Source organism: Streptomyces sp. NBC_01520, assembly GCF_045040375.1.
Taxonomy (GTDB): domain Bacteria; phylum Actinomycetota; class Actinomycetes; order Streptomycetales; family Streptomycetaceae; genus Streptomyces.
The window spans coordinates 1386328-1400305 of sequence record NZ_CP109404.1 but is presented as its reverse complement, the minus strand read 5'-3'; the positions used below and the strand labels follow the sequence as shown (position 1 = coordinate 1400305).

General features: G+C 73.6%; 11 protein-coding genes and 3 tRNA genes. 10 read left to right on the top strand and 4 right to left on the bottom strand.

What is annotated here, in order from left to right; all coding sequences use genetic code 11:
- Nucleotides 1–27: 27 nt before the first annotated feature.
- The 6 genes from OG524_RS06380 (at nucleotide 28) to OG524_RS06355 (ending at nucleotide 9068) form a co-directional block, all read left to right on the top strand.
- Nucleotides 28–894, top strand: coding sequence for a MetQ/NlpA family ABC transporter substrate-binding protein (locus tag OG524_RS06380; protein WP_405809395.1), 867 nt, complete (start codon nucleotides 28–30; stop codon nucleotides 892–894).
- Between the two features lie 103 nt (nucleotides 895–997).
- Entirely contained in the window at nucleotides 998–1684 is a 687-nt protein-coding gene (locus OG524_RS06375) for a GNAT family N-acetyltransferase (RefSeq protein WP_405391918.1), read from the top strand.
- 130 nt (nucleotides 1685–1814) lie between these two features.
- Nucleotides 1815–3047 (top strand): precorrin-6y C5,15-methyltransferase (decarboxylating) subunit CbiE, encoded by a 1233-nt coding sequence (gene cbiE, locus OG524_RS06370; protein WP_405809393.1) that lies wholly within the window; start codon nucleotides 1815–1817, stop codon nucleotides 3045–3047.
- A gap of 333 nt (nucleotides 3048–3380) precedes the next feature.
- The gene (gene cobT / locus OG524_RS06365) at nucleotides 3381–6701 is read left to right on the top strand and encodes a nicotinate-nucleotide--dimethylbenzimidazole phosphoribosyltransferase (protein ID WP_405809391.1); all 3321 of its coding nucleotides are present in this window, start codon (nucleotides 3381–3383) and stop codon (nucleotides 6699–6701) included.
- 227 nt (nucleotides 6702–6928) lie between these two features.
- Nucleotides 6929–8182 (top strand): uroporphyrinogen-III C-methyltransferase, encoded by a 1254-nt coding sequence (gene cobA, locus OG524_RS06360; protein WP_405391921.1) that lies wholly within the window; start codon nucleotides 6929–6931, stop codon nucleotides 8180–8182.
- 61 nt (nucleotides 8183–8243) lie between these two features.
- Nucleotides 8244–9068: a TrmH family RNA methyltransferase gene (locus OG524_RS06355; protein WP_405391922.1), complete on the top strand. Its 825-nt coding sequence runs from the start codon at nucleotides 8244–8246 to the stop codon at nucleotides 9066–9068.
- Nucleotides 9069–9072: 4 nt separating this feature from the next.
- On the opposite strand, the gene OG524_RS06350 is transcribed toward OG524_RS06355, so the two are convergent.
- The gene (locus OG524_RS06350; protein WP_405391923.1) at nucleotides 9073–10383 is read right to left on the bottom strand and encodes a serine/threonine-protein kinase; all 1311 of its coding nucleotides are present in this window, start codon (nucleotides 10381–10383) and stop codon (nucleotides 9073–9075) included.
- 206 nt (nucleotides 10384–10589) lie between these two features.
- On the opposite strand from OG524_RS06350, the gene OG524_RS06345 reads away from it, so the two are divergent.
- The 4 genes from OG524_RS06345 to OG524_RS06330 all read left to right on the top strand — a co-directional run bounded on the left by OG524_RS06345 (nucleotide 10590) and on the right by OG524_RS06330 (nucleotide 13470).
- A complete protein-coding gene (locus OG524_RS06345; RefSeq protein ID WP_384500660.1) occupies nucleotides 10590–10847 on the top strand; it encodes a hypothetical protein in 258 nt (85 codons plus the stop codon).
- 391 nt (nucleotides 10848–11238) lie between these two features.
- Complete coding sequence (locus OG524_RS06340; protein ID WP_405391924.1) at nucleotides 11239–11442, top strand: hypothetical protein; 204 nt, start codon at nucleotides 11239–11241, stop codon at nucleotides 11440–11442.
- A 596-nt stretch (nucleotides 11443–12038) separates the two neighbouring features.
- Nucleotides 12039–13094 (top strand): phosphotransferase, encoded by a 1056-nt coding sequence (locus OG524_RS06335; protein ID WP_405391925.1) that lies wholly within the window; start codon nucleotides 12039–12041, stop codon nucleotides 13092–13094.
- Between the two features lie 64 nt (nucleotides 13095–13158).
- Nucleotides 13159–13470: a zf-TFIIB domain-containing protein gene (locus OG524_RS06330; RefSeq protein WP_405391926.1), complete on the top strand. Its 312-nt coding sequence runs from the start codon at nucleotides 13159–13161 to the stop codon at nucleotides 13468–13470.
- A 247-nt stretch (nucleotides 13471–13717) separates the two neighbouring features.
- On the opposite strand, the gene OG524_RS06325 is transcribed toward OG524_RS06330, so the two are convergent.
- From OG524_RS06325 to OG524_RS06315, 3 genes are all read right to left on the bottom strand, one after another.
- A tRNA-Val gene (locus OG524_RS06325) sits at nucleotides 13718–13792 on the bottom strand.
- Nucleotides 13793–13815: 23 nt separating this feature from the next.
- A tRNA-Val gene (locus OG524_RS06320) sits at nucleotides 13816–13887 on the bottom strand.
- 19 nt (nucleotides 13888–13906) lie between these two features.
- Nucleotides 13907–13978: transfer RNA gene (locus OG524_RS06315), tRNA-Val, on the bottom strand.

Genomic DNA, 13978 nt, shown 5'->3' with positions numbered 1-13978 from the left:
CATCACCATCGGAAAGAGGCACTCTTCGTGCGCAAGAACATCAAGATCACCGCTGCCGCAGCCGCCACCGCCGCCCTCGCCTTCGGCCTCACCGCCTGCGGCACGGACTCCGACCCGGCAGCCAAGAGCGAGACCGGCGCCGGTGCCGACACCTCCAAGGCCCTCGTCGTCGCCGCGTCCCCGACGCCGCACGCCGACATCCTGAACTACGTCAAGAAGAACCTGGCGGACAAGGCGGGCCTCAAGCTGGAGGTCAAGGAGTTCACGGACTACGTCCTGCCGAACACCGCCACCGAGAGCGGCCAGGTCGACGCCAACTTCTTCCAGCACAAGCCGTACCTGGACGACTTCAACAAGAAGAACAACACCCACATCGTCCCGGTCGTCAACGTGCACCTGGAGCCCCTCGGCCTCTACTCCAAGACGGTCAAGGACCTCAAGGACATCAAGGCCGGCCAGACCGTCGCGGTGCCCAACGACACCACCAACGAGGGCCGCGCGCTCCAGCTCCTCGCCGAGAACGGGCTGATCACCCTCAAGGACGGCGTCGGCACCAGCGCCAAGCTCAGCGACATCACGGACAAGAAGGGCCTGGAGTTCAAGGAGCTGGAGGCCGCGACCGTGCCCCGCGCCCTGGACGACGTCGACGCCGCGGTCATCAACGGCAACTACGCCATCGAGGCCGACCTGAAGCCGGGCAAGGACTCCCTGGTCCTGGAGAGCGCCGACGACAACCCGTACGCCAACTTCCTCGCCGTCAAGGAAGGCAACGAGAAGGACGCCCGCGTCCAGAAGCTTGTGAAGCTCCTCAACTCCGACGAGGTCAAGAAGTACATCGAGGACACCTACCAGGGCTCCATCACCCCCGCCTTCGGCGAGCCCGCCAAGTCCTGACCCCCACACGGCACTTGCCGGACGAGCCCCGTACACCCGCAGCGCGGTGTGCGGGGCTCCGCCGTGCCGGACCCGGCCATGCGCAACCCCGGTCCCATGCTGCATGCTGTGTGTTTACACGGTCTTCGGCATGGAGCTGCGCATGACTCACACCTTCCCGTCCATCTCCATCAGCACGGACAGGTTGGTGCTGCGCCCCTTCGACATGGCGGACGTCCCGGCGTACATCGAGATGATGAACGACGAACTCGTCACCGCTTGGGTCGACGGACCGCACCCCTACACCCAGGTCGACGCCGAACGGTGGGTCCGCAGGATCGCACCCGCCGAACGCACCCAGGGCCACGGCATCGTCTTCGCCGTCACCGAATTCCTTACCCAGCGCCTCGTCGGCTCCGTCCGGCTCCTCAACACCGACTGGCGCACCCTGTCCACCGAGGCCGGCTACATCACCGCACCCTGGGCGCGCGGCGAGGGATACGCCACCGAGTCCGTGCTCGCCGTCGCCGAGTGGCTCTTCCGCGACCAGAAGTTCGAGCGCATCGAGCTGCGCACCCCCGCGGACAACACCTCCTCCCAGCAGGTCGCCCAGAAGCTGGGCTGCATCAGCGAAGGCGTCCTGCGCAACGCCCGGATAGCCCGGACCCGGACCGACAACGGCACGGACGGCGGCTGGACCGACATCAGGACCGACCTCATCGTCTGGGGGCTCCTCCCCGAGGACCTGGAAGGCGTCGCGGAACAGCTGGCCGACGCGGGCGGCTACGGCACCTACGACGACTGGAACTGACGCCCTCCTCCCGCTCCGGGAAGCCCCCGGCCGGGCCGCGGGACGGACCGGATACGCTCACCCTGCTCCGCCCCTGCTCCGCCACCCGCGGAGCGCCCCCGCCTGCGAAACCCCCAGGAGACTGACGACGATGGCCGACCGGGTCACGGTGATCGGCTGGGACGGCTCGCCACTGACCAGAGCGGCCACGGCCGCGCTCTCGGCCGCCACGCTCGTCGCCGGTGCCGCCCACCACCTCGCGCTGCCCGAGATCCCGGGAAGCGCCGAGCGCATCCGCCTCGGCAGTGTCGACCTGGCCGCCCGCAGGATCGCCGGCCACCGCGGCAGCCCCGTGGTCCTCGCCGACGGCGACCCCGGCTTCTTCGGCGTCGTACGCGCCCTGCGCGCACCCGAGCACGGCCTGGAGGTCGAGGTCGTCCCCGCCGTCTCCTCGGTGGCCGCCGCCTTCGCCCGCGCCGGAATGCCCTGGGACGACGCCCAGGTCGTGGTCGCCCACCCGCGTACCCTGCGCCGCGCCGTCAACGTCTGCCGCGCCCACCACAAGGTCGCCGTCCTCACCTCCCCGGGCGCCGGCCCCGCCGAACTGGCCCTGCTCCTCGACGGCGTCCACCGCACCTTCGTGATCTGCGAGGAGCTCGGCACCACGCGCGAGCGGGTCACGGTCCTCACCTCCGACAAGACGGCCGACCACACCTGGCGCGACCCGAACGTCGTCATCGTCATCGGCGGCGGACCCGAGACCACCGCCACCGCCACCGGCGCCTGGATCGCCGGCCGCACCCCGGCCGCCCCCGGAGGCGTCCGGGGCTGGGCCCTGCCCACCGCGGCGTACGGGGCGGACCGGGCGGAAGGCGGCGAGGGCGAGGCGCCCGGCCTGCGTGCCGCCCAACTGGCCCGCCTCGGACCGCGCACCGGCGACCTGGTCTGGGACATCGGCCCCGGCAGCGGCGCCTTCGCGGTGGAGGCTGCCCGCTTCGGCGCGGCCGTGCTGGCCGTGGACAGCGATCCGGACGCCTGCGCGCGCACGACGGCCGCCGCCCGCACCTTCCAGGTGGCGGTCCAGGTGGTCCGGGGCACGGCACCGCACGTACTGGAGCGCCTGCCCGAACCCGATGTCGTACGGATCGGCGGCGGAGGCGTCCGCGTCGTGACGGCGGTCGCCGACCGGCGGCCGGAACGCATCGTCACCCACGCCTCGAACCGGGACGAGGCCGAGGCCCTGGGCGCGGCGCTCGCGGAGAACGGTTACACCGTCGAATGCGCCCTGCTCCAGTCGGTCGAACTGGACACCTCCGCCTGGGCGGAGCGCGAACGCTCCGTCGTGTTCCTGCTCTCCGGGGTACGTTCCGACCTCGCCCCCTGAGCCCTTCGCGGCCGAGCGCGAGGTAGGCTGACCGATTGTTGTACCGCACCTGGCCGTTCGACGGTTCGTTCGTCAATGTCCTGAAAAGTGGACCGTTTTGGTCCGCGATGTGGTACGGCGCAACCGGGGGACGCGCAACGTGGCGCAGTCCACAGCGAGCCGTGGCAGAACTGTCTGTCGCGGCGGCGAACGACCGCGAGAGTGTATAGCTCCGCGCGCGTTTCGTGCCGCGCGGCGAGCCCGCTCGTTCTTGTTGACGAGCACCGGCGTGCCGTGGTTCGGGCATCCCGGGCGAAGGGCCGAAGGAGCACTGACGATGGGCGAGGGGTACGCATGACTGACACCGGCCAGATCCCGGGCGAGGGACTGCCGGAGAACGCAGGCATGGTGGAGCAGCCGGGCATCCCCGCCCCGGACGCCTACACCTTCCTCGAACCCTCCGAGCAGGCCCCCGAGGACGACGACCTCCTGCTGATGCCCGCACCCCAGGGCGCCTGGAGCGACGCGCCGTCCGCCCCCGAGCAGCAACCGCAGCCCTCCGCGCAGGTTCCCGCGCAGGGCCCGGCCACGGCGTACGAGTCCGGGTCCGTCGACCTCGGCGGCGTACGGATTCCGGCGCCCGCCCCCGTCCAGGTCCCGGTGGCCGCCCAGGCCGCCGCCCCGGCACGCCGCCCGCTGCACCGCGGCCCGGCGTCCCCCGAGGCTCCCTCCTACGGGGGGACGCCGAGCGGCGGAGTGGTCCGCTCGCTCGCGGACCGGGGTCCGGCCGGCGCACCGCACAGCCCGGCGCCCGTCCGGCACGCGGGGCCGCCGACCATCGGGCCCGAGTACTTCGACATCCCGGCGGAGGACGCGGCCCGGCTGCCCGGCCCGCAGCTGGGGGAGATCCCGCCGCAGGGCGCGACCCCGTGGGGCGCTCCCGCACCCGAGCCGGTGGCCCAGGCGGATCCCGTCGTTCAGGCGGAGCCGGTGGCCGAGGCGGAGTCAGCGGTCGGGATGGAGCCGGTGGTTCAGCCCGAGGCCGTCGTTCAGGAGGAGCCGGTCGCCCAGGCGGAGCCCGCGGTTCAGGTCGAGCCGACGGTTCAGCCCGAGCCGGTCGTCGCGCCCGAGCCCGTCGTCCAGGCGGAGCCCGTGGGCCTGCCCGAAGCGGTGGTCCAGGCCGAGCCCGTGGCTGTCCCCGTCCCCGCAGCCCAGGTCCCCGGACCCGCGCCCGAGCCGGAGGTCCTCGCGGACGCGGAAACGGTCGTCCCGGAGCCGGTCGCCGCAGTGGCACCGGTGGCGCCCGCCGAGCCCGCAGCACCTGTGGAGCCCGTGACGGAGCCGCTCGCGGAGGCCGCGGCCGTGCAGGCCGTGGTCGTCGAGGCCGAGGCCTCGGTCGCGCAGGAGATCCCGGCGGACGCTCCCGCCGAGCCCGCCGTCGAGCAGCCCTTCGTGCCGCCCGTCGCCGAGACGCCCCAGGACCCGGACGTGGCCGCCCGCACGGCCGCTCCCGCCCTGCCCGCGCAAGTGCCCGTGCCCGTGCCCGCCGAGGGCACCGTACAGACCGCTTCGCACCTTGCCCCCGAGCCCGAGGCGCCGACGGCTCCCGTCGAGGTGGCCCAGCAGGAGACGGCCGAGGCGGCGGCACAGCCCGAGCCGCCCGTAGTGGCCCCGGCCGCACCGGTCGTCGTCGAGCCCGAGGCGGCTTTGACCGTGCCGGAGCCGGTGGCGGCCGAGGCCCCGGAGGCCCCGGATTCCCTGGAGGCCCCCGCTCCCGTGACGATCCAGGCCGAGACCCCGGCACCCGAGCCCGTCGCCGTACCCAGGGCCGAGGCCCCCGCCGAGCCCGGCACCGGCACCGGCCCCGAGATCATCGAGACCCCGGAGGCCGGCGCCCCGGAGGCCGAGGCTCCGGTCCCGTCCTCCGACGAGGTGCCCGCCTCCGCACCCGCCCCCGGTTACGGCGACGTCGAGCGGGAGGCGGTCCTCCGGGTCATGCGGGAGCGGCGCGACATCCGCAACGGCTTCCGCAGCGACCCCATCCCGCACGAGATCCTCCTGAGGGTCCTCGAAGCCGCGCACACCGCGCCGAGCGTCGGCCACTCGCAGCCCTGGGACTTCGTCGTCATCCGCTCCGCGGAGACCCGCCGTTCCATGCACGAACTGGCACAGCGCCAGCGTGAGGCGTACGCCAAGTCGCTCCCCAAGGCCCGGGCCAAGCAGTTCAAGGAACTGAAGATCGAGGCCATCCTCGACACGCCGGTGAACATCGTCGTCACCGCCGACCCCACCCGCGGCGGCCGCCACACCCTCGGCCGGCACACCCAGCCGCAGATGGCCCCGTACTCCTCCGCGCTCGCCGTCGAGAACCTGTGGCTCGCCGCCCGGGCCGAGGGCCTCGGCGTCGGCTGGGTCAGCTTCTTCGACGAGCGCGAGATGGTCCGGGCGCTGGGCCTGCCCGAGCACCTGGAGGTCGTCGCGTACCTCTGCGTCGGCTACGTCGACGAGTTCCCCGACGAGCCCGAGCTGATGCAGGCCGGCTGGTCCAAGCGGCGCCCGCTCTCCTGGGTCGTCCACGAGGAGACGTACGGCCGACGCGCCCTGCCCGGCGAGGCGCCGCACGACCTGCTCCAGGAGACCATCGCCAACATCCGGCCGCTGGACGCCAAGGCGCTCGGCGAGGCATGGGAGCGCCAGAAGCGGATGACGAAGCCGGCCGGCGCGCTCGGCATGCTGGAGATCATCTCCGCCCAGCTGTCCGGCCTCTCCCGGATGTGCCCGCCGCCGATCCCGGAGCCCGCGGCCGTCGCGGTGTTCGCCGGTGACCACGGGGTGCACGCCCAGGGCGTGACCGCGTGGCCGCAGGAGGTCACCGGCCAGATGGTCGCCAACTTCCTCGGCGGCGGAGCCGTCTGCAACGCCTTCGCCGCCCAGGTCGGCGCCGAGGTCTGCGTCGTCGACGTCGGAGTCGCGTCCGAGCTGCCCGCGACGCCCGGACTCCTTCCCCGGAAGGTCCGCGCCGGAACGGCCGACTTCACGACCGGCCCCGCCCTCACCCGCGAGGAGGTGCTCGCGGCGATCGAGGTCGGCATCGAGACCGCCCGCGACCTCGTCGCGGCCGGCAACAAGGGGCTGCTCACCGGCGAGATGGGCATCGCCAACACCACGGCTTCGGCCGCGCTGATCTGCGTGTACACGGGCATGGACCCGGCCGAGGTGACCGGGCGCGGCACCGGGATCAACGACGAGATGCACGCCCGCAAGGTCGACGTGGTCCGCCGTGGCCTGGAGCTCCACCGTCCCGACCCCGCGGACCCGATCGGGGTCCTGGCGGCGGTCGGCGGACTGGAGCACGCCGCGATGGCGGGCTTCCTGCTGGGCGGTGCCTCACTCCGCACCCCCGTGATCCTGGACGGGGTGAGCGCGGGTGCCGCGGCCCTCGTCGCCCGGGCGATCGCCCCCGAGGCCCTCGCCGCCTGCATCGCCGGACACCGCAGCGCGGAACCCGGCCACGTCGCCGCCCTCAACAAGCTGGGCCTTCGCCCCCTGGTCGACCTGGACCTCAGGCTCGGCGAGGGCACCGGCGCACTGCTCGCGCTCCCCATCGTGCAGAGCGCTGCCCGTGCGATGCACGACGTGGCGACCTTCGACTCGGCGGGAGTCACGGAGAAGTAGCGGCACCCGGCCGGAGCCGGGTGCGGGGGCACGAGACCGGCCCCGTCCCCAAGGGCGGGTCCGGTCAAGGGAGGGCGCGGGCAGGGGATCAGGCCCGCGCCGCCACCCACCCCCGCCCCCTCACCCCGTATCGTGGTCCCACACCTGGCACAGCCGCACGTCACAGCCGCTCCACCGGCGCAGCGGCCCGCAGCACACCGCACCCTGCACGAGGAGCCCGCACGACCATGGCCGAGCACGACGATCACCCTGCCTATCCCGTCGGACTGCGCCTGAACGGGCGCCGCGTCGTCGTCGTCGGCGGCGGCCAGGTCGCACAGCGCCGGCTGCCCGCGCTCATCGCGGCCGGTGCCGACATCACCCTGGTCTCACCGTCCGCGACCGCCTCCGTCGAGGCGATGGCCGACACCGGCGAGATCCGCTGGGAGCGCCGCAGGTACCAGGACGGCGACCTCGCCGACACCTGGTACGCCCTCGTCGCGTCCTCCGACGCCGAGGCCAACGACGCCGCCTCGGCCGAGGCGGAGCGCACCCGGACCTGGTGCGTCCGCAGCGACGACGCGGAGGCGGCCACCGCCTGGACGCCGGCCACCGGCCGCAGCGAGGGCATCACCGTCGCCGTCCTCACCACCACCTCGCAGGGCCGCGACCCGCGCCACTCCGCCGCCGTCCGCGACGCCATCGTCGAGGGCCTGCGCGACGGAACCCTCGCCGCCCCGCACCACCGCACCCGTGCCCCCGGCGTCGCCCTGGTGGGCGGCGGCCCCGGCGACCCCGACCTGATCACGGTCCGGGGCCGCCGCCTCCTCGCGGAGGCCGACGTGGTCATCGCGGACCGGCTCGGCCCCCGCGACCTGCTCGACGAGCTCCCCCCGCACGTCGAGGTGATCGACGCCGCGAAGATCCCGTACGGCCGGTACATGGCGCAGGAGGCGATCAACCAGGCGCTGATCGACCACGCCAAGGCGGGCAAGGCAGTCGTCCGGCTCAAGGGCGGCGACCCCTTCGTCTTCGGGCGGGGCATGGAGGAGGCCCAGGCACTGGCCGCCGAGGGCATAGCCTGCACCGTCGTCCCCGGGATCTCCAGCTCGATCTCCGTGCCGGGAGCGGCCGGAATCCCCGTCACCCACCGCGGTGTCGCCCATGAGTTCACCGTCGTCAGCGGCCATGTCGCCCCCGACGACCCGCGCTCCCTGGTCGACTGGGCAGCCCTCGCACAGTTGCGCGGCACCCTGGTCCTCCTGATGGCCGTCGACAAGATCAGTTCCATCGCCCGTGCCCTCATCGCGCACGGCAAGTCCCCGGACACCCCCGTGGCCCTGGTCCAGGAGGGCACCACGGCCGCGCAGCGCCGGGTCGACGCGACCCTGGCGACCGTCGGGGAACGCGCCGCCGCCGAGGACGTACGCCCGCCGGCCGTGATCGTCATCGGAGAGGTCGTCGCCGTCGGCACGAAGTCCTCCGAACCCCCCGCCGAGTAGCCGGACCGACGGCCGACATCCCGCACACCGGCAACCGCACCCCCGACGAGGCAGCATCCCCGTGGCTGAACCCATCACCGTCGACGACCCCGACGACCCGCGTCTGGGCGACTACACCGGCCTGACCGACGTCGCGCTCCGGCGCAGGCGCGAACCAGCCGAGGGCCTCTTCATCGCCGAGGGCGAGAAGGTGATCCGGCGCGCGGCGAACGCCGGCTACGCGATGCGGTCCATGCTGCTCTCCGCGAAGTGGACCGAGGTGATGCGCGACGTGATCGACGAGGCCACGGCCCCGGTGTACCTGGTCGCACCGGAGCTCGCCGAGCGCGTCACCGGCTACCACGTGCACCGCGGAGCCCTCGCCTCCATGCAGCGCAGGCCGCTCCCGGACGTCCGTACGCTGCTGGCCCCGGAGTCCGGGACAGTCCGCAGGGTCGCCGTGTTCGAGGACATCGTCGACCACGCCAACCTCGGTGCCGCCTTCCGTAACGCGGCGGCGCTCGGCATCGACGCCGTCCTGCTCACCCCGCGCTGCGCCGACCCGCTGTACCGGCGGGCGGTGAAGGTGTCGATGGGTTCCGTCTTCCATGTCCCGTGGACCCGGTTCGGCGCCTGGCCCACGGACCTCGGGCTGCTCCGTGAGGAAGGCTTCACCACCGCGGCACTCTGCCTCGGCGACCGGTCGATCACCCTGGACGAACTCGTCGCGCGCCGCCACGAGAAGCTGGCGCTCGTCTTCGGTACGGAGGGCGACGGACTCACCCCCGAGGTACTCGCCGCGGCCGACGAGCACGTCCGCATCCCGATGGACGCCGGGGTCGACTCGCTCAACGTCGCCGCCGCCTCCGCCGTCGCCTTCTACGCGACGCGCGTCACGACCGGCTGACGCCCTACAGCCCCTGCCCGTACGGGTGGCGCGCGGATCCGTCGTACGTCGACGGGCTGTCGCCCAGCCCCTGCGCCGGTCCCTGGCAACCCTGTGCCGCGGCGATCCCCAGCGCCACCAGCAGCGTCACCACGACGAAGACCACGAGCCGCTGACGCAGGAGCCGCGGATTCGCCGGCCGGCGCTTCCCGCCCCTGCCCGCCGACGTCGTCCGTACCCCTGGTCGGGTCCCCGGCCGGCCGTTCGTCATGTTCGCGCCGTTCGTCCCGTGCGGGCGCTTCCCGGACCTGGCGGCCTGGGGGCGCGAACCACCGGTGCGGGGCGCGGCCGAGCGCGACGGCGCGGGACGCCGCGCAGCGGGACGCGGCGCCGGAGTCGGCCCGCCGGCCCGCCGGGTGAGCTGCTCCGTGTACGACGGGCCTTCCAGCCGCCCGGTCGGCCGGTCCAGCTCCTGCTCGCTCCGCTGCGCGGGAGGCCGGCGCTCCTGCAGTCCCTGCGCCTCGCGTGCCGCGATCTCCTTGAGCCGCATGGACAGCTGCAGGGTGCTCGGCCGGTCCTCGGGGTCCTTCGCCAGGCAGGCCCGGACCAGGGGGGCGAGCGCGTCGTGCACATCGAACAGATGCGGCTCCTCGTGCACCACGCGGTAGAGCATCACCTCGGAACTGCCGTGCCCGAAGGGCGAATCGGCCATCGCCGCGTAAGCCAGGGTCGCGCCCAGCGAGAACACGTCCGTGGCCGGGGTCACGGCCGCACCCCGCACCTGCTCCGGCGCCAGGAACCCGGGCGACCCGACCGCCGTACCGACGTGGGTGAGCGTGCTGGCCCCGGTCGCCCAGGCGATACCGAAGTCGATGATCCGGGGGCCCTTGGGCGACAGGAGGATGTTCGACGGCTTCAGGTCACGGTGGACGACACCGGCCTCGTGCACCGCCACCAGCCCCTCGGACAGCGCCGCGCCGATGGAGGCCACCTCGGCCGCCGACAGCGGACCCTCCTCGACGACCTTGTCGTGCAGCGACGGACCGGGCACGTACTGCGTCGCGAACCACGGGCGGTCCGCCTCCAGATCGGCGGCCACCAGTCGGGCCGTACAGCCGCCACGGATGCGCCGTGCCGCGGACACCTCGCGCGCGAAACGCGAACGGAACTCCTGGTCCTCCGCCAGATCCGGCCGGATCACCTTGAGCGCGACCCGCTGGCCCCGGCGGTCGGAGCCCAGATAGACGACACCCATGCCGCCCGCACCGAGCCGGCGGTGCAGCCGGAACGAGCCGACGACACGCGGGTCCTCGCGCCGGAGCCGCATCATCGCCATCGTCTGCCCATCCCCGCTGCCTGGTCCGCCTGACGAGGCACAGCTTACGTACCCGTGGCGCGGCGCGCTCTCAGGCCGCGCCCTCGCCGGCCCATCGATTGTCAGTGCCCGGTGGGAGAATTGAGGAGTGGTCAGAGAGCCGGGGATCCAGGCCCTGTGGCCCGTGCGAGATCTCAAAGGACCGTCGCAGAAGGGGGATTGGATCAGTGAAGGGCGATCGCGTGGAGATAGTGGTGGACGCGGGAGACACGACGCGGACGTACGAGGTGGTGGCCTCCAGAGCAGGCCGCCGGGTGGAGACCGCAGTCCGCCGGGGGGTGGTGGAAGTGAGTGAAGTCACCCGAAGTGGATCAGTTGTCCGCACCGCCCGCTTCATGGCGACCAGGGTGCTCGCCCTGGTCGAACAGCCGGTCCCCCGGGAGGACGCCTCCGAGCGTCCCCTACGGGACGCCGCGGGGGCGTAGGGGCCTCACGTCCGGAGCGTGCCGGGCCGGCGCAGCCCGGCACGCCTCGGGGCGCCGATCCCCGCCGGAGCAGGGGAGACCCGCCCTCCACCGCCCTGTCGCACCGGCCCGGCACCTCCGTCACGGGCCGGGCACCGCACCTCACGACCGTGCACACGGGGCGACGCACCCCGACCGGACCGACGCGTTCGGCGTGCTCCCCGCACGGCGTCTCCACCCAGGGGAGTACGCCGGAGGCGGTCGGCTCATCCTCCGGGAGGCCCGGCAATCGGTACGCGGGCATGACGCCGGATGCTTCCCGTCTCCCTAATGTTGAAGTCAAGCGGCGGGCGCAGAGCTCGTCCCCCGAGGTCAGACGCCCGCCGCTCCGGAACAGGTCAGGAGAGGAACCATGGCGGACACGGCTACGCGGACCATGATCCGTACGCGGGGGCGCAGGGCATACGCCTCGTTCGGTACCCGCCCGTCGCGTCGCCACCCGCTGGTGGCGACAGCCATGGTCCTTCCTCTGGCGGCCCTGCTCGTAGTCGTCTTCGGCGGCTGGGACGCAGTGGTCACACAGGCGTCGTCCGTGGGCGTGATGCTGGGGCGCTGAGCGGCGCCCCGGGTCCGGAAGAGCGGTCCGGACCGGGACATCCGGCCAACAGCCCCGTGGGGACGGGGGTGCGGCGGACGGCAGCGTTTGTCCGGCCAGCTGGGGAGCTGGCCGGACATCGCGCTGTCCGGGGCCGTTCCCGGCGGGTGGCGTCCTCACGCCGGGCCCGCGTAAGCCGACCGCCGTGGTCGTCGTACCTGCGCACCTGTACGGCGGGGCGCCTTTCGCACGGGGACGCGTCCGTGTGCCGGGCAGAGCCGTCACGTGGACACCCCGCACCTACATGGACGACGGTCGTCGCGCCCTTGTGCCAGGTGTGGCTGCCGTGCCGCATGTGCCCGTGTGTGGTTGCCGTGCCGTGCGTGTCCGTGCGTCGCGCGTGGTTGCCGTGCCGTATGTGTCTGTGTGCCCGTGTGTGGTTGCCGTGCCGTGCGTGTCCGTGCGTCGCGCGTGGCTGCCGCGCCGCGCGCATCCGTGCGCCGGGCGATGCCCCGCGGCCCGTACCGCCTGCCGGGGGCTCCTGCCGCGGTGCCGCGTACGCTCGTCGCCGGGGCCGACCGGGGAGTCGGCCGGACACCGCCGGGGGAGCAGAGCCCATGACCACCACCCCTGTCGTACGCGTGCTGGGCGAGCTCGCGCACGACAGAGCCCACGACCGTACGGCCCGGTGCGCCTGCGCCCCGCCCCTGGTCCTCGCGGACCGCCCCGACGGCACGGTGGTCCGCAGCGGCCCGGTGGTGGCCAAGGCCCACGCCCCGGACGCCGACGTCCCGGCCCTGGCGGCCCGCCGGGCCATGGCCGCCGCGCCCGCGCTCGCGGGCATCCTGCTCGCCCCGCTCGGCACCGCCCCGCCGGCCTGCCAGGAACGGCCCACCGACGTGACCGGCACCCGGGAGCACACGGCGGCCCACGACGAACGGCCCGCCGACACGAGGGCCCCCGGGGAGCACACCCCCACCGCCGACGGCCGCGCCGTGAGCCTCTGGCCGTACGGCGAACCCGTCGACCCCGCGGACCCCGATGCCGCCCCCTGGGAAGAGGCCGCCGCCCTCCTGGCCCGGCTGCACCGCACCCCGCCGCCCCATCCGCTCCCGCCGATGCGCGGGCCGGCCAAGGCGGCCCGCGCCGTCGCGCGGATGTGCGAGGCGCGACCGGCGGACCCGGACACCGCCGGCGTGCTCGCCGCCTGGCGCGGCCTGCCCGCCTGGGCGCGCGGCGGGACCGGAGCACCCCCGCACCGGGCCGGCTTCCTCTGCCACGGCGACCTGCACCTCGGCCAGCTCGTCCGGCACCCGGCCCCGCACGGTCCCTGGGTGCTGATCGACATCGACGACGCGGGCCTCGGCGACCCCGCCTGGGACCTCGCACGGCCCGCCGCCTGGTACGCCGCCGGACTCCTGGACCCCCAGGTCTGGCAGCGCTTCCTGGACACCTACCGGCGAGCGGGCGGGCCCGCCGTGCCCGCCACGGGTGACCCCTGGCCCGACCTGGACGTCCCGGCACGCGCCCTCACGGTGCAGACCGCCGCACTCGCTCTCGCCAAGTCCGCGGCGGAGGGCCGCAGTCCGGATGAGGTGGAACGGTTGATGATCGACGCCTGTGTCCGAATTGCGTCCCTCCCGCCCGAGTTGACGTCCGAACGCGCGTCGTAGGGTGAACCGACGGCCGCCGGGCATGCATTCCGGCGACGCGCAACGACGGCGAGGAGCCGACCCGATGATCCAGTGTCCCAAGTGCCACGCGCAGATGAACACGTACAACCGCAACGGCGTCCAGATCGAGCAGTGCAGCGGATGCCGGGGCATATTCCTCGACTACGGCGAGCTGGAGTCGCTGACCCGTCTGGAGTCGCAGTGGTCGCAGCAGGCCCCGCCCGCGCCGCCCGCCCCGCAGGCGTACCCCGGCCAGGCCCCGCAGGCCTACCCCGCCGCCCAGGCCCCGGCCTGGGGCGCGCCGCAGCACCAGGGCGGGCACTACGGCGGCCACCACCGTCAGAAGAGCTTCGGCCGGATGCTCTTCTCCTCCTGAGCCGGGCAGGGCCGCCCCCCACTGCCGTGGGGGGCGGCCCGCAGTGCGTACGGGCGGCCCGGAGGGCGGAATTCCATCCCGTCGCCGCCCCGGGCGCGGCCACCGGCCGGTTCGGCTACGGACTGTACGATGCCCGCCCGCAGGGCCACCCAGCTCTTCACGGGCCGAAAGAACCGGCTGACTGAACCGCCGACCCGCACCACCCACGACGAAACCCCCGGTCGTCGAGACGACCGGGGGTTTCGGCTGGTGCGCGATACTGGGATTGAACCAGTGACCTCTTCCGTGTCAGGGAAGCGCTCTCCCGCTGAGCTAATCGCGCAGGGTGACCCTGCGTGTACTGCGTGCGCGATACTGGGATTGAACCAGTGACCTCTTCCGTGTCAGGGAAGCGCTCTCCCGCTGAGCTAATCGCGCGGGGATCCTTGCGGACCTGTGGACGATACTGGGATTGAACCAGTGACCCCTTCCGTGTCAGGGAAGTGCTCTCCCGCTGAGCTAATCGTCC